Consider the following 20,450-nt stretch of genomic DNA (forward strand, 5'->3'; position numbering starts at 1 on the left):
ACGTCCCTGCGGGCCATTCGCAGCCTGCGGCAGCGGCCACAGGGGAGCGATTTTCAGAGGGTGCGAATCGAGGTGCGGATGGCCCGGGCGCATTCGATCACTGAAGGCGCGAGCTTGCGTTCGGCTTCTTCCAGGGTCCAGCGGCTGCTGGGCACCACCACGTGCACGGCGGCCACCGGCAGGCCCTGGCTGCCGAGGATCGGTGCGGCAATGCTCATGTCCCCCAGGAACAGTTCCTCCGGGTTCAGGGCGTAGCCGCGGCGCTGGGTGAGCTCGATCTCGCGCTGGATATCCGCAAGCTCGGTCAGGGTGTGCCGGGTATGAGCCTTGCGCTCGCTGGCTTCGAGGATCTGTGTGGCCTCGGCGGCGGGCAGGGCGCTGAGGTAGGCGCGCCCGGAGCCGGTGCAGTACATGGGGATGCGGCTGCCGATGGGCATGTGGATGGGGATGAACTTGGGCGCCACGAAGCGTGCCACATAGACCATGTCCAGGCCATCGGGCTCGGTGAGGTTGGTGGTTTCTCCGGTGATCTGCGCCAGTTCGGCGAGGAACGGGTTGGCCACGTCCACCAGGGTGTCGGCAGCCAGGTAGTTGTAGCCGATCTCCATCACCCGCGGAGTCAGCTGGAAGCGTTTGGTCTGCGGGTGCTTACGCACGTAGCCCAGCTGTTCCAGGGTGTGAATCATGCGCTGCGCCGAGCTCTTGTTGATGTCGGCGGCCGCGGCGATTTCCGCCAGGTTCATGGTTCGTTGCGCGGCGTTGAAGGCCCGCAGTACTGCCAGGCCTTTCTCCAGCGACTGGTTGAATAGGGAATTGTTGTTATCGCTCATGACAGTCCTGTCTGGCTATTTCATGTTTTGAATATCGATATTCGATATTTATAAATCTCTTTACGATTTTTGTAAATTGTTTATAGTCGGGTCCATGCCTCCTGCCTTCCACACCAGAGGCTATCCATCACGGACTTCAAACAATAAAACCGTCCAATGGGAGATTCGCCATGCATACCCGCACTCGTGTCCTTGCGCCCGCTGTATTCGCACTCTGTTGTGCCCTGGGCCTCTCGCTGTCGGCCCAGGCCGAGCCGCTGTACAAGGTCGGGGCCACCGCCACCGGCATTCCCTTCACCTTTCTTGACGTCAAGAGCCAGAGCATCGAGGGCATGATGATCGATGCCGCCCGGGCCGTGGGCAAGGCTGGCGGTTTCGCCGTGGACATCCAGCAGACCACCTTCGCCGCGCTGATCCCGTCCCTGACCTCGAACAAGATCGACATCATCTCCGCCGCCATGCTGCGCACTCCGGTGCGCGAGAAAGTGGTGCAGTACTCCGACCCGGTGTTCAGCTACGGCGAGGGCCTGATCGTCAAGGCCGACGACACCGGCGACTACCGCCGCATGGAGGACCTGGCCGGGGAAACCGTCGGCGCCCAGGTCGGCACGGTGTTTATCGACGAGTTGAACAAGCGCGGGATCTTCAAGGAAGTACGCGGCTACGACTCGATTCCCGACCTGATGCGCGACCTGGCCCTGGGGCGGATCAAGGCCGGTTTCGCCGACCGGCCGATCCTCGCCTACCAACTGGCCCAGGGCACCCAGAACAAGGTGCGGCTGGTCAAGGGCTACCAGCCGGTGGTCATGGGCGACGTGTGCCTGATCGTGCGCAAGGGCGATGCCCAGACCCTGGCCGAGGTCAATCGCGGGATCGCCGCGATCAAGGCCGACGGCACCCTGGAGCGCATCATCGAGCGCTGGAAGCTCAACTGATCCAGTCGCGGCCCGGCACCTGGCCCGGGTCCCTTTCTTGCTGATTAAACGGGTCTCTCCATGTTTCTCCAGAACGCTCTGGACTTCCTGCCCATTCTATTGAAAGGCGCAGTGGTCACCCTGCAGGTCACTGTTGGCTCATTCGTGCTCAGTTCGCTGATCGGCCTGGTCTTCGCCTTGATGATGGTGTCCAAGGTGCGCTCGGTGGCGTTGTTCGCCATCGGCGTGGTCAACGTCATTCGCGGACTGCCGATCATCGTCCAGCTGTTTTACATCTACTTCGTGCTGCCGGATTTCGGCATCCAGCTCACCGCCATGCAGGCCGGGGTGATCGGCCTGGGCATCGCCTACTCGGCGTACCAGGCGGAAAACTTCCGCGCCGGCATTCAGGCCATTCACCAGGGGCAGATCGAGGCCGCCGAATCCATCGGTATGCGCGGGCCGATGATCATGCGTCGGGTGGTGCTGCCCCAGGCCCTGCGCATCGCCTTGCCGCCCTACGGCAACACCCTGGTGATGATGCTCAAGGACTCGTCCCTGGTGTCCACCATCACCGTGGCCGAGATGACCCGGGCCGGGCAGCTGATTGCGTCCTCGACCTTCGAGAACATGACCGTCTACACCCTGGTGGCCTTGCTCTACCTGGCCCTGAGCCTGCCGCTGTCCTTTGCCCTGCGCCGCCTGGAGGCGCGCATCAGCACCCGGAGAAAGCCATGATCCAGATCAAGGGCGTACACAAGAGCTTTGGCAACGTGGCGGTGCTCGAAGGCATCGACCTTGAGGTGCGCAGCGGCGAGGTGGTGTGTCTGATCGGCCCCTCGGGGTCCGGCAAGTCGACCCTGCTGCGCTGTATCAACGGCCTGGAAAGCTACGAGCAGGGCGACATCCTGGTGAGCGGGGCGCGGGTCGAGCGGCAGGCCAAGAGCATCCACGAGCTGCGTACCCGGGTGGCCATGGTGTTCCAGCGCTTCAACCTGTTCCCCCATCGCACGGCGTTGCAGAACGTCACCGAGGGGCCGATCTACGTCAAGAAGCAGGACCCTCGGCAAGCACGCCTGCGGGCCGAGGCCCTGCTGGAAAAGGTCGGCCTGGCCCATCGCATGCACGCCTACCCGGACGAGCTCTCCGGCGGACAGCAGCAACGGGTGGCGATTGCCCGGGCACTGGCCATGGACCCGGAGGCGATTCTCTTCGACGAGCCCACTTCAGCGCTGGACCCGGAACTGGTGGGCGAGGTGCTGGCGGTGATGCGCAAGCTGGCCGACGAGGGCATGACCATGATCGTGGTCACCCATGAAATGGGCTTTGCCCAGGACGTGGCGGACCAGGTGTGCTTCCTTCACAGCGGGCGCATCGTCGAGGCCGGGCCGGCGCGCACCGTGCTCAGCACCCCGAGCCACCCGCGCACCCAGGACTTCCTGCGGCGCCTGCTCAACCAGGGTGCGGAGGTGCAGGCATGAGTGCGTCCCAGCCTCTGCGCATGCCGCCCTCGCTGTGGGCGGCCACGGCCATGCCGGCCGAGCACACCCCGGCGCTGACCGAGGACCGGGAGGTCGATGTGGCGATTGTCGGCGCCGGCTACACCGGGCTGGTGAGTGCCCTGCGCCTGGCCCAGAGCGGTGCCCGTGTCTGTGTGCTGGATGCCGGCGAACCCGGCTGGGGCGCCTCCGGGCGCAATGGCGGGCAGGTGATTCCCGGGCTCAAGTTCGACCCCGAGCAACTGCTGGCCAAATTCGGCCAGGTGCGGGGAGAGGCGCTGATCGAAGCCGTGGGCTCGGCGGCCGATGAAGTGTTCGAGCTGATCAAGGAACACCGCATTCGCTGCGACGCCACGCGCAAGGGCTGGATTCAGCCGGCGTTTTCCGGCGCGGCGATGCGCACCCTGGAGCAGCGCGCCGAGCAGTGGCGCCAGCGCGGCGTGGCCGTGGAGTTGCTGGACAAGGCGGCGGTAAGCCAGCGCATCGGCAGCCCGCAGTACCTGGGCGGCTGGGTCGACCCGCGGGCCGGCAGCCTGCACCCGCTGAACTATGCCCGGGGGCTGGCCCGGGTGGCGATGGGGCTGGGGGTGAGCATTCACGGCCAGAGCCGGGTCCGGCAACTGCAGCGCGACGGCGGGCGCTGGACCCTGGAAACCGACTGTGGCGCGCGGGTGCGCGCCCCGAAGGTGCTGCTGGCCACCAATGGCTACACCGACGGCTTGTGGCCGGGTCTGCGCCAGACGGTGATCGCCGCCAACAGTTTCATCATCGCCACCCGGCCACTGCCCGCCGAGCTGCGCCAGAGCATCCTGCCGGGCGGCGAGGTGTGTTCCGATGCCCGGCGCCTGCTGCTGTATTTCAAGCAGGACGCCCAGGGACGCCTGCTGCTGGGCGGGCGCGGACCGTTTTCCGAGCCGCGCCGGGATGCCGATTGGAACCATCTGGAGCGCTCGTTGCTGAACCTGTTTCCCCAGTTGGCGGGCACCCCCATCGAGTACCGCTGGAGCGGGCGCGTGGCCCTGACCCCGAGCTTTCTGCCGCAGCTGCACGAACCGGCGCCGGGGCTGTCGATCCTGCTGGGCTATAACGGGCGCGGCATTGCCTTGTCGACCCTGCTGGGCAAGCACCTGGCGGCGCGGCTGACGGGAGCGGGGCAGGCCTTTCCGTTTCCGCTCACGCCTGTGCGGCCGATTCCGCTGCATGGCCTGCAACGCCTCTACCTGGGGGCGGGGATTGCCTGGTACCGGTTGCTCGACGCCCTGGGCTGATCAGCTCGGGCAATCCTGCTCGCCGCCGTCCAGGCCCTGCTTGTAGCTCTGGCTGTGCAGGCTGGCCTTGCCGTTGCGCCAGGTCAGGGTCAGCACGTACAGCGAGTCGAAGTCGCTGGAGGCCCAGTCCTCAGTGATCGGGCGCTTCTGGCCCACGGCCTCTTCGGCGACCTTGTTGATCAGCTCCGGCAGGTAACCGTGGGACCAGGCGGTGTAGATGATCGAGTTGTGGTAGCGGTCGTGCAGCAGCTCGTCCGCCAGGTCGCTGGTGTCGTTGGCGGCAAAATCGATGTTCACCGGCAGGCCGAGCTTGATGGCGCTGGGGCTGATGGTCATCAGGGGGCGGATGTAGCTGTAGGAGTTGTCCAGCTCGCCTTCCTCGACATTGCGCGTCGGGTCGGCGGCGAACACGTACTGCGCCTTGCCGAATTTTTCCGGCAGCAACGTGGCCAGGTCCAGGGCCCGGTTCAGGCCCTGGCAGTTGAGCTGGCCGAGGCCGCCGGCGGGCTTTTCCGCATGGCGCAGGAACACCAGGGTCTGGGTGCCGTCCACCGGTTGCGCGCGGCTGACGCTGGACTCCAGCGACAGGCACAGGGCACTGCCCAGCAACAGGGCGGGCAGCGGCAGGTAGCGGCGGTGCTTGAAGGAACGGGCAAGGCGGCGGAGCAGTTTCATGGCGTGGCGATTCTTCGGGGCAATGGGGCGCGGCTGACAAACCGGTGTTCCCTGTCATCGAACGTGGCCTGTCGCGGCCGTGGTTTCTGAGTCCCTGAACGGCATTTGGTTCGATTGCCCGCAGCTTAAGCGCCGCATGTTGCCGATTTAAGAAAGCCCGGCGGATAATCTCCCGCCGTTGCCCCTCTGTGGCGTCGCCCCCTTTGATTGAGACTGGAAGCCTGTCATGAGCGATCTTTCCGCCTTTGCCGTTACCCAGAAATGGCCTGCGCAATTCCCCGAGTGGATTCAGCTGTACTCGTTGCCGACCCCCAACGGGGTCAAGGTCTCGATCATGCTCGAAGAGATCGGCCTGCCGTACGAAGCGCATCGGGTCAGCTTCGAGACCCAGGACCAGATGACCCCTGAGTTCCTCAGCGTCAGCCCGAACAACAAGATCCCGGCGATTCTCGACCCCCACGGCCCGGGCGACCGGCCCCTGGCGTTGTTCGAGTCGGGGGCGATCCTGATCTACCTGGCGGACAAGAGCGGGCAACTGCTGGCCCAGGAATCGGCGGCGCGTTATGAAACCATCCAGTGGCTGATGTTCCAGATGGGTGGCATCGGGCCGATGTTCGGGCAGGTGGGGTTCTTCCACAAATTCGCCGGCAAGGACTACGAGGACAAGCGGCCGCTGGAGCGTTACGTGAATGAGGCCAAGCGATTGCTGGGGGTGTTGGACAAGCACCTGAAGGGGCGCGAGTGGATCATGGGCGAGCGCTACACCATTGCCGATATTGCGACCTTTCCGTGGATTCGCAATTTGATCGGGTTTTATGAGGCGGGTGGGTTGGTGGGGATCGACAGTTTCCCCGATGTGCAGCGGGTGCTGGCCAAGTTTGTGGCGCGGCCGGCGGTGATTCGTGGGTTGGAGATTCCCAAGGTGGTTTGAGGGGGGGAGGGGCTTGCCGAGCTGTCCCCTACGCAAAGTCTGCTGGGAAGGGGGCAGTAGATCAAAAGCAAGACCAGTGGTGCGAATGTGGCAAGGAAAGATGAATGTAACCCTACAGTGCACTTGCTTTAAGGCCTGTGTGTTTATAAGAGTTTCAGTCCATCAGAGGGACCAAGGTGAGTCGACTGGATATTGAGTAGTTTGGAGTAAGTATGAAGAGGTAGAGCCTTTGTGAGCAGTGCGGCTAACTGACCACAAAGGCAGACCATTTTAATAATTATTGGGTGCTTGCGATTTTGTTTAAGCGTTCGACTAGTTTGTAAACGGTGGTGTACGGGTAGGAGTCAACATTGCAGGCGCCGACGGGGACGACTTTACCCTCTAGTTTTTTCGCATTCGCTATGGCTATGCGTTGGTTTTCTAAAAGTTTTTTATACATTGATACGTCGTTTTTTTCGTACTTTTGGCCAAGTAAATTATTTAGCTTTTGGCAGTAGTCTGCTCTCGTTATTTGAGTGTCCAGATACTGGAAATGCAAGACATACCACAATTCGAATGACTCATTTGAAAAAGCGATTTTTATATTGTTTTGTGCGGCTAGCTGCAAGGCAGTCTTAACGCGTGTTTTTGGGAAAGAATCACGGTCAAATACGCACCATACTTCGCGGTAGCTCTCTTTTTTCATCATTTTCATGGCGTGCGTTACCACGGATACCGTATTGCTGCCGGCGCCGACAATCTCACAGTCCTGATGAACTCTAAAAGATTTGAAATAACTAGGCTCGGTCCGTGCCCCTTCGCAAACAATCAATATTTTCTTTTTGGTGTTTTTAGTATTGGTTTTACGATTTTTTAAGTCCATTTTTTATGCGCCCTATTGAAATAGACTGCCAACCTCGCCGATAAATGGTATTGCGCCATATTTACCGCTTAAATAGTCTTTTTCGTATGAAGCATCGTTTCGTACCTTGTACTCTATTAACGACGTAAGGCTCGACTCACCTGTGATGTTTTTTGAAGTCAGCCAAACCTGGTCTCTTCTTAGTGTATCTTTGTCAAGTAGGTTTGTGCTGTGTGTGGCGGTTATTAGTTGAGCATTATTTGCGTTTTTCTGGTTGCAGTTGAATAGCTTTAGTATCTGTAAAGATAAAAGAGGATGTAGTCTTGCATCAAGTTCATCTAGGAATAAAATTAGCGAATTTTCAAGTGCATCAATTAAAGGGCCGGACAGTGCTATTAGTTTTTGTGTACCCTCGGATTCGTTTTTTTCAATATTAAAATCGACTACACCTACAGCGTCACCTACCTCATCGAATACTTTGTGCTCTGCAAATATTCTATCAGCGTGCGTGCCAAACTGTATCTTTCCAGGCAGGCCTTTAAAAGCTTCGCGGAATGCTTTAAATTCTTGAGGTATGGCCTCGTCGGGAATATCATTAACTTTGATATTTGTAATGCCGATATCAAAGGCGTCGAGTAGCTGAAGGATTTTTTTGTTACCTTCAGGGTCTTTCAGTCTTTTGCTTGTGAATGGCATTACTCCAATGTCTTGCAGGCCGTTCACAATTCTGACTCTTCTGAACCAGCTTATTACTTCGGAACTGATATCTCCGTCAAAGTTTGCACAGACGGATAGGAAAAGAGCATTGTCGCGAGTGCGCTTTTCAAGGCCTTTTCCCTCAGGAAAGTTTTCGGAGACCTCTATTGTTTCGCCACTCCGGGTGAATAGAGTTGTTTCGTTTTTTTCGTCTTTGTGCCTGATTTTTAGATGTTCAGTTTCTATGCGTGTTTTGCATGCCGAAAAAGAGTATTCATATAGGTTGGAGTTGTGGATAAATATTACTGAAAACGCTGAAGGCTTAGTTGCTGATAAAGTGTTTAGCAGAAATGGGGAAACGTCTATTTCTTCATCTTTCTGAGATTCTTTAGAAGAGTTGATTACTAAGTTTTTCATAAAGCGCATAGCTTTGAATATGTTGCTTTTGCCGCTGGCGTTCGCGCCATATATAACAGCGGTTTTTAAAAGCTTCATTCCAAAATCCGTATCGAATGTAGACTTAACGTCTAATTCTTTGTTTTTGGAACGGATTTTTGCCGCCCACATAGATAAAACCGCTTCCTCGCGGAAGGACATGAAATTTTCCACTGAGAATTGGACTAGCATTGTGTCCTCCTATTGCTTGGCTACACGCTATGGCTTGTGCCATAAATAATTTGTGATTTTTTCACAAATTCGAAAGGCACGATAGACTGTTTCGTGAGCTTTGGTCACTGTTAAATGCAAAAAAATCTGATTTTTTGTTTTTTTGCACATTAAGGAGGGTCAAAACTGACTGAGGAGGGCGAGTGATGGGACAGAGAGGTCAACGTCGCTTGAGAAGCGCAGGTGATCCCGCTGTAAGAGTCATCCCTTTCAAGGTCTTCTCGTTTTAGCTGCCTTGATGACTCGGGCTGTTGAAGCATGCGCATGTACTGCCGTCTCTTGCACCCATGCCTTGGGCTTGAGCACTTAGGGGGGGCGTGCGCTTTTGGCGGATATGTCCCCCCCCAACCCATTACAATCACCAACCGCTCTCTCTACAGGCACTCTAAATGCCCGCCCTGAACTTCAAGCAAATCGACGTCTTCAGCGCCACCCCCCTCAAGGGCAACCCCCTGGCCGTGGTGTTCAACGCCGACGATCTCAGCGACGAACGCATGGCCGCTTTCGCCACCTGGACCAACCTCAGCGAAACCACCTTCCTGCTCAAGCCCCGCGACCCTCGGGCCGACTATCGCTTGCGGATCTTCACCACCACCCAAGAGCTGCCCTTCGCCGGTCACCCGACCCTGGGCAGTTGCCACGCCTGGCTCGAAGCCAGCGGTGTGCCCCGGGGCGAGGAGATCATTCAGGAGTGTGAAGTCGGTCTGGTGCGCATTCGTCGTCAGGGCGAAAAGTTGGCCTTTCTCGCGCCGCCGCTGCTCAAGTCCGGCCCGGTGGAGCCCGAGGTGCTGGAGCAGGTACGCCGTGGCCTGGGCCTGAAAGCCGGGGATATCGTCCAGGCGCAGTGGGTCGACAACGGCGCCGGCTGGCTGGCGGTGATGCTCGGCGAGCGCCAGCAGGTGCTGGATCTGCAACCGGACTACCCGGCACTGATCGGTCTGGCTGTAGGGGTGATCGCGCCCTGTGACCCCGAGCGCGATGACACCGAGGCGCAGTTCGAGGTGCGGGCCTTTATCGCCGGCGACGGCATGCCCGAAGACCCGGCCACCGGCAGCCTCAATGCCGGGATCGCCCAGTGGCTGCTGGGGACCGGGCAGGCGCCGTCGCGCTATCGGGTCAGCCAGGGCCTGAGCATGGGCCGCGCTGGGTCCATCGATGTGGAGCAGGTGGGCGATGAGGTGTGGATCGGCGGCTCTGCCGTCACCTGTATTGAAGGCAAGTTTCTCGCGGGGTGAAGCCGCGGCAAGTTTCCAGCTCCAAGCCCAGCCCGACGCTGTTGCCGCTTACCGCTTACCGCTTACCGCTTACCGCTTACCGCTTACCGCTTACCGCTTACCGCTTGCCGCTTGCCGCTTGCCGCTTGCCGCTCGAAGCTTGTTGCTTGTTGCTTGTTGCTTGTTGCTGCTCCTCTGTCTTGCGTCAGATGGTCGCAGGCCGGCCTGCGCGGGCCCTCGCCAAGCCCATGAATAGCGGGCCTGGCGCTGATTGTTAGCAGATTCGCAAGACTCTCTTGAGCCGTGCGGGTTTGTACCACGGCGGCTCTGGGCATAAGCTTTCAGCCTTTTTTCGCCATCGCTCGTGTTGTCCCGCGCTCAGCCTTAGGAAAAATCATGTCCAGCCAGTTCCCAGAAGCCCGTCCCCGTCGCCTGCGTCGCTCCGAACAACTGCGCAGCCTGTTCCAGGAAACCGAATTCACCCTCAATGACCTGGTACTGCCGATTTTCGTCGAGGAGGAAATCGACGATTTCGTGCCGATCAAGAGCATGCCCGGGGTGATGCGCATTCCCGAATCCAAGCTGGCCGGGGAGATCGAGCGTTACGCCCGCGCCGGGATCAAGTCGGTGATGACTTTCGGTGTGTCGCACCATCTGGACTGCGACGGCAGCGATACCTGGAAGGAAAACGGCCTGGTGTCGCGCATGTCGCGCATCGCCAAGGACGCGGTGCCGGAGATGATCGTGATGTCCGACACCTGCTTCTGCGAATACACCGAGCACGGCCACTGTGGCGTGATGCACGGCCATGAAGTGGACAACGACCAGACCCTGATCAACCTCGGCAAGCAGGCGGTGGCTGCGGCCCGTGCCGGCGCCGACGTGATCGCGCCGTCGGCGGCCATGGACGGTCAGGTCCAGGCCATCCGCCGCGCCCTGGACGCCGCTGGGTTCACCCAGACGCCGATCATGGCCTATTCCACCAAGTTCGCTTCGGCGCTCTACGGCCCGTTCCGCGAGGCCGGGGGCAGCGCGCTCAAGGGCGACCGCAAGAGCTACCAGATGAACCCGATGAACCGCCGCGAAGCGGTGCGCGAATCCCTGCTGGACGAGCAGGAAGGCGCCGACTCGCTGATGGTCAAGCCCGCCGGGGCTTACCTGGACATCATCCGCGACATCCGCGAGGCCTCGCGCCTGCCGGTGGCGGCGTACCAGGTCAGCGGCGAGTACGCGATGATCAAGTTCGGCGCCCAGGCCGGGGCCATCGACGAGCAGCGGGTGGTGCGTGAAAGCCTGGGTTCGATCAAGCGCGCCGGCGCCGACCTGATCTTCACCTACTTCGCCATGGACCTGGCCCTGGCCGGGATCTGATCCCGCACCGGGCCAAACCGTCCCTCCACGAACGCCGCCCGGCGTTCGTGGCTATTGCCAAGACTTCCGCCTCTACATGACAATGCGATTCATTATCAAATATGAATCCTTACTGTCATGCCCGCCGACGACTTATCCCTGCGCTGCGCCGTCACCGATCTCTACACCCATCACCATGGCTGGTTGCAGGGCTGGCTGCGCCAGCGCCTGGGCAATGGCTTCGATGCCGCCGACCTGGCCCAGGACACCTTCGTGCGGGTGCTCAAGGCCCGCAACGCACAGGACATCCGTGAGCCGCGGCCCTACCTGTCGCGCATTGCCCGGGGCCTGCTGATCGATCTGTTTCGCCGCCGCTCCCTGGAGCAGGCCTACCTCGAAGCCCTGGCCCGGGTGCCCGAGGGCGAGCACCCGTCGCCGGAGGAGCAGAGCGTATTGTTCCAGGCGCTGATGGAAATCGACCGTCTGCTGGATGGCCTGGGGCCCAAGGTCAAGCAGGCCTTCCTGCTGTCCCAGTGCGATGGCCTGACCTACGAGCAGATCGCCGAGCGCCTGCAGATTTCCGTGCGCAGTGTGAGCAACTACATGGCCAAGGCCATGGAGCACTGCTGCCTGATGCAGATGCGGATGCAGCTGTCATGAGCTTTGCCGGCCTGCAACTGAGCGTCGCCGAGCGTCAGGCCATCAGCGGCGCGGCGCGCTGGTACGCGCAATTGCGCTCCGGCAGCGCCTCCGAGCAGGAGCAGGCGGCCTGGCGCGAGTGGCTGGCCGCCGACCCCTTGCACCGCCAGGCCTGGGAGCGCATGCAGCAGTTGGGCGAGCAGATCTCGGCGCTGCCCGGCGGCCTGGCCGGCTCGACCTTGCGCGGGGCCGGGCGTTCGCGCCGCGAGCTGATGCGCAACCTGGTGGTGCTGGCCTCGGCCGGTTCCCTGGGCTGGCTGGGCTGGCGCAGCGACAGCGCCCAGCAATTGCTGGCGGACTACCGGACGCAGATCGGCGAGCGCCGACAAGTGCGCCTGGCGGATGGCAGTTCGCTGCTGCTCAATACCAACACCTCGATCAACGTGCGCTTCGACGGCCAGCAGCGCAAGGTCCAGCTGCTGTGGGGCGAGATGCTGGTGAGCACCGGTGCCGACCCGTTGCAGCGGCCGTTCCGGGTACAGACCCGACACGCCGAGGTGCTGGCCCTGGGTACGCGCTTCGTGCTGCGCAGCGACGAGCGCGAGGAGCAGGTGGCGGTGCTGGAGCACGCGGTGCAGGTCAGCCTGGGCGATGGCAGCGCGCCGCGTCGGGTCGAGGCCGGCCAGCAACTGGCGTTCAGCGGCCGGGGTTTTGCCGCGCTGCGGCCCAACGATGCTTCGGTGGGCGCCTGGCGCCAGGGCAGCATCATCGCCATCGACCGGCCCCTGGGGGACTTGCTGGCCGACCTGTCGCGCTACCGGCGCGGGGTGCTGCAGTGCGATCCGCAGATCGCCGGGCTGAAGATCTCCGGAGCCTTCCCCATCGACGACACCGACCGTGCCCTGGCGGCGTTGGAAAGCGGTTTCTCGCTGCAGATCAAGCGCTATACCCGTTACTGGGTGCGAGTCTCCGACAGCCACCTGGGCTGAAGCGTCGGAAAAAAAATTCGTGATCCTTGCAGGTTGGCCAGCCCTGGTCCGGCTTATCCCCCAGTGGGTTCATTTTCGTTAGCGGGGAAGGCAAAGCATGTCTGATGTTCACAAGTCGACGTTAGCCCGGGCAATCAAGCTCGGGCTCTGGGGTGCACTGGCGGTTTACGGGGCGACGCTGTTGCCGTTGACCGCACTGGCGGCCAGCGAGCAGAGCGCCGTGCGCCGCTTCGACATTGCCCCAGGGGATCTGACCGAGGTGCTGAGCCGTTACGCCAGCGCTGCTGGGGCGGCGATTTCCTTCGACGCGCGACAGACCGCCGGCCAGCGTTCGGCGGGGCTCCAGGGGGATTACGGTGTGCAGGAAGGCTTTGCGCGGATTCTCGCCGGCAGCGGCTGGCAGGCCGAACCCCAGAGCAACGGCAGCTACGTGCTGCGCCCCGTGCCCAAGGGCAATGGCACCCTGGAGCTGGGCACCACTCAGGTGCAGGGCCAGGAGCTGGGGGCCACCACCGAGTACTCCGGTTCCTACACCACCGGCGCGGTGACCATCGGCAAGGGCCAGCACTCGCTGAAGGACACCCCGCAGTCGGTGACCGTGATCACCCGCAAGATGCTCGATGACCAGAACCTCAACACCATCGACCAGGTGATGGAGAAGACCCCGGGCATCACCCTCTACGACTCGCCCATGGGCGGCAAGTATTTCTATTCCCGGGGCTTTCGCATGACCGGCCAGTACCAGTACGACGGCGTGCCCCTGGACATGGGCAGCAGCTACGTGCAGGCCGACAGCTTCAGCAGCGACATGGCCTTCTATGACCGGGTGGAGATTCTGCGCGGCGCCGCCGGCATGCTCAAGGGCGCGGGCGGCACCGCCGGTTCGGTGAACTTCGTGCGCAAGCGCGGCCAGGCCACGCCCCACACCGAGCTGACGATGTCCGCTGGCAGTTGGGACAACTACCGGGCCCAGGTGGACACCGGCGGGCCGTTGAACGACGCCGGCACCGTCCGTGGCCGGGCGGTGGTCACCCAGCAGACCCGGCAGTATTTCTACGACCTGGGCGAGCGCAAGGATCAGGTCTACTACGGCGCCCTGGACTTCGACCTCAGCGACGACACCACCCTGGGCCTGGGCATGGCCTATGAAGACGTCGACTCGCGCCCGTGCTGGGGCGGCCTGCCGCGCTTCAGCGACGGCAGCGACCTCAAGCTCGGCCGTTCCACCTGCCTGAACACCGCCTGGAACAACTCGCGCAGCAAGCGCGCGACCTATTTCGCCGACCTCAAGCAACAGCTCAACGATGACTGGGCGCTGAAGGTGGCCGGGGTCTACAGCCGCAACACCCAGGACATCGAGTACGCCTTCCCCAGCGGTTCGGTGCCGGTGGGGGCCAACCGTTCCAGCACCCTGATGCTGGGCAGCACCTATGACTACGATCAGGTGGACTACGGCTTCGATGCCTATGTCGACGGCCGCTTCCAGGCCTTTGGCCGGGAGCACGAACTGGTCGTCGGTGCCAACGCCAGCCGCTCGATCAAGGACGACTTCTACGCCGTGGCCGGCTTGCCGCAGCGGCAGAACGTGCTGGACCCCGATCACCATCTGCCCAAGCCCGATGCCAGCTACTACGAAAGCAACTCCACCCGGGGCGGCCCCTCTGATCTGCGGATCCAGCAGCAGGGGCTGTATTCCACCCTGCGCCTGAAACTGGCCGACCCGCTGACCCTGGTCATGGGCAGCCGGGTCAGTTGGTACAAGTCGCAGAACGATGCCGTGGCCTACTGGCGCGACACCCGCACCCCCAGCAGCGCCCGTTCCAAGGAAACCGGCGAGGTCACGCCGTTCGCCGGGGTGCTGTACGACCTCAACGACAACCTCACGGCCTACGCCAGCTACTCCAGCATCTTCACCCCCCAGGGCAGCTATCGGACCCTGGACGGTGCCTCTCTCAAGCCGCTGGTGGGCAAGAGCTACGAAGCGGGGATCAAGGGCGAGTGGTTTGACGGTCGCCTGAACAGCGCCTTCAGCCTGTTCCGCACGATTCAGGAGGATGCGCAGCAGGACGATCCGGCCTGCCCGGACAGCACCTGCTCGCTGAACTCGGGCAAGGTCCGTGCCCAAGGCTTTGAGGCCGAAGTCAGCGGTGAGGTGATCGAGCGCCTGCAACTGCTGGCCGGCTACACCTACACCCAGACCAAGACCCTGGAGGATGCCGACAGCAGCAAGAACGGCCAGTCGTTCAATTCCTACGTACCGCGGCACCTGCTACGGGTCTGGGGCGATTACCAGCTGGGCGGTGCCCTGGAGCGCTTTAATGTGGGGGCTGGGGTCAACGCGCAAAGCGACAACTACCGGGTCTCGCCCACCAGCGGCAAGCACATCAGCCAGGCCGGCTATGCGATCTGGAACGGGCGCATCGGCTATCGCATCGACGACACCTGGTCCCTGGCGCTCAACGGCAACAACCTGCTGGACAAGCGCTACTACACCACCATCGGCACCGAAGGCTTCGGCAACTTCTACGGTGATCCGCGCAACTTCACCCTGTCGGTCAAGGCTGACTTCTAAGGACCCTGGCGCCCGCGCAGGCTTTCTGCGCGCTCGCTTCAGGCCTTGGGCGGTGCGGCGTCGAGCGGAGTCATGACACGTCGTAACCGCGGCTAGGGGGGAGGGCGGCGCCCATGCATGTGCAACCCGATGCCCGGCACCGGCTGCGCAGTGCGCCAAGCGCGGATCAGCGCGGTTTGAGGGCGGCCGGGCTGTTCTGCGGGGAGATCTCGCGTTCGCGGAAATAACGCTCCAGCACCCGCGGATCGGCCGAACGTTCGGCCAGGGCCACGTAGGTGTCCGGGCGCAGCAGGTACAGGGCGTTGCGCGCCAGCCCCGCGTGGGCGTGGGCCGGGCGCCAGTCGAAGAGGCGCAACGGCACCCGGTGTTCGGCGCACCAGTCCTGTACCGCGTTGCTGGTGACGCCGTAGACGTGCACCTGCCAGCCCAGGTGATCGAGGCTGTCGAAGTTGTCGTGCTCGCCGTCGCGGACCCAGGGCAGGCGGTCGCCGCCGTGCACCGGGCCGACGCCACCGGCGCTCAGGGGCATGCCCCGGTAGTTGAGGGTGATCTGCGACACGGTGCGAAAGAGAAATTCCCGGGCACTGTCGAAAGCGGCGATCTTCGGCAGCAGCAGGGGCGCCAGGCGGGTGCGTACCAGGTAGGCGACCGGGCCATCGGCGGTGGCGAAGCTGAACACCCGGTCGGTGGTGGCCACCAGGCGCCGGGCAAACTCCATGCGTTCGATTTCATAGCTGTCCAGCAGGCTTTCGGCACTCTGGCCGCTGAGCACCGCCGCCAGTTTCCAGGCCAGGTTGATGGCGTCGCCGATCCCGGTGTTCATGCCCTGGCCGCCGGCCGGGCTGTGCACATGGGCGGCGTCCCCCAGCAGGAACACCCGGCCGCAGCGAAACTGCTCGGCCACCCGGTGATGCACCTTGTAGGTGGAGAACCAGTTGACCTGGTTCACCTCGACCTTGAGCTGGCGCATGGCGCGCTGGCTGACGTCTTCGAAACGCAGGTTTTCCGGGTGTTCGGCCCGTTCGTCGCGCACCGTGCCGATCAGCCGCGCGCGGCCGCTGTGGGCCAGGGGAAACACCGCGAGAAAGTCGGCGTCGTCCAGGTCCACGTGCAACTGGCCGTCGATGCTCGGGCCGCTGGCCTCGACATCGGCGACATAGAACACCTGCTGGTAGGTGCCGCCGGGAAAGCCGCTGCCCAGGGTCTTGCGCACCGTGGAGCGGGCGCCGTCGCAGCCGGCCAGGTAGAAGGCCTGGCAGTGTTCCTCGCGGCCGTCGGGGCCGCGCAGGCGAGCGTTGATCAGGTGGCCGTGGTCGGTGAAGGCCAGCAGTTCGGTGCCCCGTTCAACCTCCACACCCAGCAGCGCCAGGCGCTCGATCAGCAGTTGCTCGTGTTCGTCCTGGGGAAAGATCTGCAGGAAGGGGTAGGGCGTCAGGTCTTCGCCGATGGCGTTGAACGGCAGTTGCGCGGCCCGTTCGCCGCGGACCCAGAGGTTGACCGCCGGCACGTGGTGGCCGCGTTCGACGATGGCCTGGGTCAGGTCCAGCTGGCGGTACAGCTCCAGGGTCCGGGCCTGCACCGCCAGGGCCCGGGAGGTGGTGCCCGGGCCGAGGGTCTTGTCGATGATCCGTACCTTGATCCCCTGCCGGCGCAGCCAGAGCGCCAGCACCAGGCCGGTGGGGCCGGCGCCGATGATCAGTACGTCGCTGCAGTTCATGTGTTTGCCCTCGCTAAGAGATCAACGTTATGCATCGGACTGCGGACGGCGCCTGCCGCGGGGTCAACGCTGGGCGAAGGCCAGGTTCAGGCCCAGCCCCGCGAAGCTTGCGGCAAAGCTGCGGCGCAACCAGTTCTGGACTTTGGGCGACTCGATCACCGCGGTACGGAACAGATTGGCCAGCAGCCCGTAGAGCACGAACACGAAGAAGGTCATGGCCATGAACACGCCGCTCAGGAGCAGCATCTGTGGGATCGGCTCGCTGCCGTCATGGGCGATGAACTGGGGCAGGAAGGCCAGGAAGAAAATGGTCAGCTTGGGGTTGAGGATGTTCAGCAGGCAGGCCTTGAGCATCAGCGCGCCGGCGCCGTGGCTCACCGCCTTGCTGTCCACCGCAAAGGCCGAGCGATCACGCCAGGTGGCGTAGGCCAGGTAGAGCAGATAGGCGACCCCGGCGAACTTCAGGCCCTGGAAGGCCAGGGCGCTGGTGTGCAGGATCGCCGACAGGCCGAGGATCGAGGCCAGCAGGTGCGGGACGATCCCGGCGGTGCAGCCAATGGCGGTGAACAGGCTGGCGCGCTTGCCGGCCACCAGGGCGGTGGAAATGGTCAGGATCACGCCGCTGCCGGGAATCAGCACGACAATCAGGCTGGTAAGCAGAAAATCCAGGGTCAACATCCGGGTGTCACTCCATTGAGGGCGGGGTCATCAAAGTACACCCAGCCACACCGCCAATAGAAGGATTTTAGCCTGTAGCCGCTGCTGAGCCTGCGAAGCTGCGCCAAGGTCCGCAGGACCTTGCCTGGCGAACTCCCGTCGATCGCGCAGAGGCCTCAGGGTCCGCAGCCTTTCGCAGCCTGCGGCAGCGGTGACACAAATCCCGGATCGGCATTGGCCGTAGCCGCTGCTGAGCCTGCGAAGCTGCGCGAAGGTCCGCAGGACCTTGCCTGGCGATCTCCCGTCGATCGCGCAGAGGCCTCAGGGTCCGCAGCCTTTCGCAGCCTGCGGCAGCGGCTACAGGGCGTGGCGGGAACAGCGCTCGCATTCTTTGGTCGAACGCCCCAGCCGCTGCTTTACTTGCACGGCCCTCGTCCAGCCATCTTGCGGAGTCCCATGATTTCCTCTCGTCTTCTCAGTTGCTGCCTGGGCCTGTCGCTGCTGGCCGGTTGCGCCAGCCCACGTGGCCCCCAGGCACCGACGCTGACCCCGGAGCAGACCCAAGCGCGGATCCTGCGCCTGCTGCCGGCCCAGGTCGGCGACCGCCAGGGCTGGGCCCGGGACATCCAGGTGGCCTTCAGCGCCCAGGGGTTGGAACCGAGCCCGAGCAACCTGTGCGCGGTGCTGGCGGTGACCGAGCAGGAATCGACCTTCCAGGTCGACCCGACGGTGCCGGGCCTGGGGCGCATTGCCCGAGAGGAAATCGACCGCCGCGCGGCCAAGGTGCATGTGCCGGCGTTGCTGGTCAGCGCCGCCCTGCAAGTGCGCGGCGCGGACGGCCAGTCCTACAGCCAGCGCCTGGCCCGGGCCCGCAGCGAGAAGGAGCTGAGCGCGATCTTCGACGACTTCATCGGCCAGGTGCCCCTGGGCCAGACCCTGTTCGGCCGTTTCAACCCGGTGCACACCGGCGGGCCGATGCAGGTCAGCATCGAGTTTGCCCAGCAGCATGCCCAGGGCTATCCCTACCCGGTGCAGGGCACCATTCGCCAGGAAGTCTTCAGTCGCCGTGGCGGCCTGTACTTCGGCATCGCCCACCTTTTGGGCTACCCGGTGGACTACCCGCAACCGCTGTACCGCTTCGCCGACTTCAACGCCGGCTGGTACGCCAGCCGCAACGCTGCCTTCCAGGCTGCGGTCAGCCGCCTCAGCGGGATCAAGTTGGCCCTGGACGGCGACCTGATCCGTTACGACTCGCTCCTGCCCGGCAGTACCGAACTGGCGGTGCGCACCCTGGGCAAGCAACTGGGGCTGCGTAACCCGCAGATCCGTGAGCAGTTGGAACAGGGCGACCGCCAGGACTTCGCCCAGACCGAGCTGTACCGCCAGGTGTTTGCCCTGGCCGATCGAGCCGCCGGCCGGCCCGTGCCACGCCAGCACTTGCCGGGCATCGAACTCAAGAGCCCGAAGATCACCCGCCAGTTGACCACCGCCTGGTTCGCCAAGCGCGTGGATGAACGCTACCAGCGCTGCCTGAAAAGGCCGCTGTAACCCCAAGGGCCTGCCCGTTGTAGGAGCTGGCTTGCCAGCGAAGACGTCCGTCAGGGCGATGCAAGGCTTGCGGTCCTGTTCGCCGGCCAGCCGGCTCCTACGATTGGGCGCTGAGGTGTTCCTGCCTGCCGTAGGCGCTGGCTTGCCAGCGAAGGCGTCCGTCAGGGCGATGCAAGGCTTGCGGTCCTGTTCGCCGGCCAGCCGGCTCCTACGGTTGGGCGCTGAGGTGTTCCTGCCTGCCGTAGGCGCTGGCTTGCCAGCGAAGGCGTCCGTCAGGGCGATGCAAGGCTTGCGGTCCTGTTCGCCGGCAAGCCGGCTCCTACGATTGGGCGCTGAGGTGTTCCTGCCTGCCGTAGGCGCTGGCTTGCCAGCGAAGGCGTCCTTGAGAGCGCAGCAGGACCCACAGGCCTCTTCGTCGGCGAGTGCCGGATGATTGGGCGGCTTGTCAGGCACTTGGGTCGCGTGGCAGGATGCGCCATGAATCTTTTCCGCCTCGACTCCCGCCTGCATCACCATCGACCTCAGCTTCGGGGCCGTGGTCGCGTGTGCGCGTCGAGCGGTCAGTCATCCAGACACTGCGATCACTGACCAACGATGAAAAAAACCAAAGGCGCCCGACAAGGCGCCTTTTTTATTGCCTGTCAAAAACCAAGAGGAAACACCCATGACCATGCTCCGTGGCACTCGAATGATCACCGGCCCGCAAGCTGCCGCCCTACGCACCCTGGAAGAGCGCTTCCGGAGCTGGCTTCATCGAAGCTGGTGCTGAAGAAGTCATAGTCCCGGCGCTGTGGGGCCAGGACACCTTTATCGAAAAGGCCGGCGGCAGTGAAGTCATCGGCCAGATGTGGGCCTTCAACGACAAGGCCGGACGGCCGTGCTGCCTGATTCCGGAAGCCACTGCACTGTTCCAGGAAACCGCCCGCGAGCTGTTGGCAGGACGGGAGCAGGCGATCTTTTTCTACGTCGCTCGCTGTTATCGCTATGAACGGCCGCAAGCCGGGCGGTATCGAGAATTCACCCAGTTGGGCCTGGAGATACTGGGGCCCAAACCCTTGCAGGCGCTGGAGCGCGCGCGGGAACTGTGCGTTGGCTTTCTGGATGCCCTGGGCCTGGAGTACGAGCTCAACCTCGGGGTCAAGCGCGGCCTGACCTACTACCTCAATGGCGAAGGTTTCGAGGTGCGTTGCCCGCAGTTGGGTGCGCAACAGCAAGTGGTAGGTGCCGGCGCCTACCGCGAAGGTGCCGGATTCGGCATCGGCCTGGAGCGCCTGCAACTGGCGCTGCAACCCCAGTCGTAGGCGCTGGCTGGCCAGCGAAGGCACCGTTGGGAGCGCTGTAGGATTCGTCGGCCTCTTTGCCGGAGAGCCTGCTCCTACGGGGCTTTACGCGGTGTGTGGGCTAACCGTAGGAGCTGGCTTGCCAGCGAAGGCGCCCGCAAGGG

General features: G+C 62.9%; 18 protein-coding genes. 12 read left to right on the top strand and 6 right to left on the bottom strand.

Going from position 1 to position 20,450, the window contains the following annotated elements; genetic code table 11:
* Positions 1-53 precede the first annotated feature (53 nt).
* A complete protein-coding gene (locus PST29_RS11675) occupies positions 54-830 on the bottom strand; it encodes an IclR family transcriptional regulator (protein ID WP_060838611.1) in 777 nt (258 codons plus the stop codon).
* A gap of 170 nt (positions 831-1,000) precedes the next feature.
* Between PST29_RS11675 and PST29_RS11680 the strand changes: the two genes are divergently transcribed.
* Genes PST29_RS11680 through PST29_RS11695 form a run of 4 tightly spaced genes read left to right on the top strand, consistent with a single transcriptional unit; the run spans position 1,001 to position 4,511 of the window.
* Positions 1,001-1,765, top strand: a complete 765-nt coding sequence (locus PST29_RS11680; protein WP_060843143.1) for an ABC transporter substrate-binding protein — start codon at positions 1,001-1,003, stop codon at positions 1,763-1,765.
* A 60-nt stretch (positions 1,766-1,825) separates the two neighbouring features.
* Entirely contained in the window at positions 1,826-2,482 is a 657-nt protein-coding gene (locus tag PST29_RS11685; RefSeq protein WP_011060581.1) for an amino acid ABC transporter permease, read from the top strand.
* Complete coding sequence (locus tag PST29_RS11690; protein WP_060838613.1) at positions 2,479-3,225, top strand: amino acid ABC transporter ATP-binding protein; 747 nt, start codon at positions 2,479-2,481, stop codon at positions 3,223-3,225. The genes PST29_RS11685 and PST29_RS11690 overlap by 4 nt, the downstream gene beginning before the upstream one ends.
* On the top strand, positions 3,222-4,511 hold the full coding sequence (locus PST29_RS11695) for an NAD(P)/FAD-dependent oxidoreductase (protein ID WP_060843144.1): 1,290 nt from the start codon (positions 3,222-3,224) through the stop codon (positions 4,509-4,511). The genes PST29_RS11690 and PST29_RS11695 overlap by 4 nt, the downstream gene beginning before the upstream one ends.
* Here PST29_RS11695 and PST29_RS11700 read toward each other — a convergent pair whose 3' ends face one another.
* Positions 4,512-5,186, bottom strand: a complete 675-nt coding sequence (locus PST29_RS11700; RefSeq protein WP_060843145.1) for a hypothetical protein — start codon at positions 5,184-5,186, stop codon at positions 4,512-4,514. It lies immediately after the preceding gene.
* A 226-nt stretch (positions 5,187-5,412) separates the two neighbouring features.
* On the opposite strand from PST29_RS11700, the gene PST29_RS11705 reads away from it, so the two are divergent.
* On the top strand, positions 5,413-6,117 hold the full coding sequence (locus PST29_RS11705) for a glutathione binding-like protein (protein WP_060843146.1): 705 nt from the start codon (positions 5,413-5,415) through the stop codon (positions 6,115-6,117).
* A gap of 277 nt (positions 6,118-6,394) precedes the next feature.
* Here the strand turns inward: PST29_RS11705 and PST29_RS11710 are convergent, their stop codons facing one another.
* A complete protein-coding gene (locus tag PST29_RS11710) occupies positions 6,395-6,979 on the bottom strand; it encodes an RloB family protein (RefSeq protein ID WP_082729218.1) in 585 nt (194 codons plus the stop codon).
* A gap of 12 nt (positions 6,980-6,991) precedes the next feature.
* Positions 6,992-8,251: an AAA family ATPase gene (locus PST29_RS30955; protein WP_159426279.1), complete on the bottom strand. Its 1,260-nt coding sequence runs from the start codon at positions 8,249-8,251 to the stop codon at positions 6,992-6,994.
* Between the two features lie 458 nt (positions 8,252-8,709).
* On the opposite strand from PST29_RS30955, the gene PST29_RS11720 reads away from it, so the two are divergent.
* The 5 genes from PST29_RS11720 to PST29_RS11740 all read left to right on the top strand — a co-directional run bounded on the left by PST29_RS11720 (position 8,710) and on the right by PST29_RS11740 (position 15,084).
* Complete coding sequence (locus PST29_RS11720; protein ID WP_060843149.1) at positions 8,710-9,555, top strand: PhzF family phenazine biosynthesis protein; 846 nt, start codon at positions 8,710-8,712, stop codon at positions 9,553-9,555.
* A gap of 375 nt (positions 9,556-9,930) precedes the next feature.
* Positions 9,931-10,905 carry a porphobilinogen synthase gene (gene hemB / locus PST29_RS11725; RefSeq protein ID WP_016962997.1) on the top strand — a complete coding sequence of 325 codons (975 nt, stop codon included), beginning with the start codon at positions 9,931-9,933 and terminating at the stop codon, positions 10,903-10,905.
* Between the two features lie 117 nt (positions 10,906-11,022).
* Positions 11,023-11,544, top strand: a complete 522-nt coding sequence (locus PST29_RS11730; protein ID WP_060838618.1) for a sigma-70 family RNA polymerase sigma factor — start codon at positions 11,023-11,025, stop codon at positions 11,542-11,544.
* Complete coding sequence (locus PST29_RS11735; protein ID WP_060843150.1) at positions 11,541-12,512, top strand: FecR family protein; 972 nt, start codon at positions 11,541-11,543, stop codon at positions 12,510-12,512. Before PST29_RS11730 ends, PST29_RS11735 begins: the two co-directional genes overlap by 4 nt.
* A gap of 97 nt (positions 12,513-12,609) precedes the next feature.
* Complete coding sequence (locus tag PST29_RS11740; protein WP_060843151.1) at positions 12,610-15,084, top strand: TonB-dependent siderophore receptor; 2,475 nt, start codon at positions 12,610-12,612, stop codon at positions 15,082-15,084.
* A 166-nt stretch (positions 15,085-15,250) separates the two neighbouring features.
* Here PST29_RS11740 and PST29_RS11745 read toward each other — a convergent pair whose 3' ends face one another.
* Together PST29_RS11745 and PST29_RS11750 are read right to left on the bottom strand one after the other, a co-directional pair.
* A complete protein-coding gene (locus tag PST29_RS11745; RefSeq protein ID WP_060838621.1) occupies positions 15,251-16,801 on the bottom strand; it encodes an FAD-dependent oxidoreductase in 1,551 nt (516 codons plus the stop codon).
* Positions 16,802-16,864: 63 nt separating this feature from the next.
* Positions 16,865-17,479, bottom strand: coding sequence for a LysE family translocator (locus PST29_RS11750; RefSeq protein WP_060843152.1), 615 nt, complete (start codon positions 17,477-17,479; stop codon positions 16,865-16,867).
* A 435-nt stretch (positions 17,480-17,914) separates the two neighbouring features.
* Here PST29_RS11750 and PST29_RS11755 point away from each other — a divergent pair, with 435 nt between their 5' ends.
* Together PST29_RS11755 and PST29_RS11760 are read left to right on the top strand one after the other, a co-directional pair.
* On the top strand, positions 17,915-19,006 hold the full coding sequence (locus PST29_RS11755) for a DUF1615 domain-containing protein (RefSeq protein ID WP_060843153.1): 1,092 nt from the start codon (positions 17,915-17,917) through the stop codon (positions 19,004-19,006).
* Between the two features lie 707 nt (positions 19,007-19,713).
* Positions 19,714-20,307, top strand: a complete 594-nt coding sequence (locus PST29_RS11760) for an ATP phosphoribosyltransferase regulatory subunit (RefSeq protein WP_060838624.1) — start codon at positions 19,714-19,716, stop codon at positions 20,305-20,307.
* Positions 20,308-20,450: the final 143 nt, after the last annotated feature.

The sequence above is a fragment of the Pseudomonas sp. St29 genome (assembly GCF_001547915.1).
Lineage (GTDB): Bacteria > Pseudomonadota > Gammaproteobacteria > Pseudomonadales > Pseudomonadaceae > Aquipseudomonas.

What these genes read in the sequence shown, in the direction of transcription:
- PST29_RS11675 (WP_060838611.1), bottom strand. Translation starts at nt 830, where the DNA reads ATGAGCGATAACAACAATTCCCTATTCAACCAGTCGCTGGAGAAAGGC.
- PST29_RS11680 (WP_060843143.1), top strand. Translation starts at nt 1,001, where the DNA reads ATGCATACCCGCACTCGTGTCCTTGCGCCCGCTGTATTCGCACTCTGT.
- PST29_RS11685 (WP_011060581.1), top strand. Translation starts at nt 1,826, where the DNA reads ATGTTTCTCCAGAACGCTCTGGACTTCCTGCCCATTCTATTGAAAGGC.
- PST29_RS11690 (WP_060838613.1), top strand. Translation starts at nt 2,479, where the DNA reads ATGATCCAGATCAAGGGCGTACACAAGAGCTTTGGCAACGTGGCGGTG.
- PST29_RS11695 (WP_060843144.1), top strand. Translation starts at nt 3,222, where the DNA reads ATGAGTGCGTCCCAGCCTCTGCGCATGCCGCCCTCGCTGTGGGCGGCC.
- PST29_RS11700 (WP_060843145.1), bottom strand. Translation starts at nt 5,186, where the DNA reads ATGAAACTGCTCCGCCGCCTTGCCCGTTCCTTCAAGCACCGCCGCTAC.
- PST29_RS11705 (WP_060843146.1), top strand. Translation starts at nt 5,413, where the DNA reads ATGAGCGATCTTTCCGCCTTTGCCGTTACCCAGAAATGGCCTGCGCAA.
- PST29_RS11710 (WP_082729218.1), bottom strand. Translation starts at nt 6,979, where the DNA reads ATGGACTTAAAAAATCGTAAAACCAATACTAAAAACACCAAAAAGAAA.
- PST29_RS30955 (WP_159426279.1), bottom strand. Translation starts at nt 8,251, where the DNA reads ATGTCCTTCCGCGAGGAAGCGGTTTTATCTATGTGGGCGGCAAAAATC.
- PST29_RS11720 (WP_060843149.1), top strand. Translation starts at nt 8,710, where the DNA reads ATGCCCGCCCTGAACTTCAAGCAAATCGACGTCTTCAGCGCCACCCCC.
- hemB (WP_016962997.1), top strand. Translation starts at nt 9,931, where the DNA reads ATGTCCAGCCAGTTCCCAGAAGCCCGTCCCCGTCGCCTGCGTCGCTCC.
- PST29_RS11730 (WP_060838618.1), top strand. Translation starts at nt 11,023, where the DNA reads ATGCCCGCCGACGACTTATCCCTGCGCTGCGCCGTCACCGATCTCTAC.
- PST29_RS11735 (WP_060843150.1), top strand. Translation starts at nt 11,541, where the DNA reads ATGAGCTTTGCCGGCCTGCAACTGAGCGTCGCCGAGCGTCAGGCCATC.
- PST29_RS11740 (WP_060843151.1), top strand. Translation starts at nt 12,610, where the DNA reads ATGTCTGATGTTCACAAGTCGACGTTAGCCCGGGCAATCAAGCTCGGG.
- PST29_RS11745 (WP_060838621.1), bottom strand. Translation starts at nt 16,801, where the DNA reads ATGAACTGCAGCGACGTACTGATCATCGGCGCCGGCCCCACCGGCCTG.
- PST29_RS11750 (WP_060843152.1), bottom strand. Translation starts at nt 17,479, where the DNA reads ATGTTGACCCTGGATTTTCTGCTTACCAGCCTGATTGTCGTGCTGATT.
- PST29_RS11755 (WP_060843153.1), top strand. Translation starts at nt 17,915, where the DNA reads ATGATTTCCTCTCGTCTTCTCAGTTGCTGCCTGGGCCTGTCGCTGCTG.